1 protein-coding gene is annotated in these 294 nt (G+C 45.9%); it reads left to right on the top strand.

What is annotated here, in order from left to right:
* Window positions 1–145: 145 nt before the first annotated feature.
* On the top strand, window positions 146–294 hold a 149-nt coding region (locus DEF47_RS20995; RefSeq protein WP_287045329.1), incomplete at its 3' end, for a hypothetical protein.

Below are 294 nucleotides of genomic sequence, written 5' to 3'. Positions count from 1 at the left end.
GGGCGGAGGGGTGGTGATCATGTTAATCTATAAAACCAGCTAGCCTAAATTCAACTGTCCCTACGATCAAACCATCTATGGTATAATCAAGGCCCGTACTGATGATATTCAGTGCGGATTTTTTATTTAACGCGGAGCACAGTAAATGACGAAGTATATTTTCGTGACGGGCGGCGTAGCTTCATCGGTGGGCAAGGGAATCACCGTGGCCTCGCTGGGCCGTTTGCTGAAAAGTCGTGGCATTAGCGTTTCAATTCAAAAACTTGATCCATATATCAATGTTGACCCTGGTAC

It is taken from the genome of Herpetosiphon sp. (genome assembly GCF_003512625.1).
In the GTDB taxonomy this organism is placed as follows: domain Bacteria; phylum Chloroflexota; class Chloroflexia; order Chloroflexales; family Herpetosiphonaceae; genus Herpetosiphon; species Herpetosiphon aurantiacus.
Note: the sequence above shows the minus strand (reverse complement) of the source record. Positions and strands in the feature narration are given on the sequence as shown.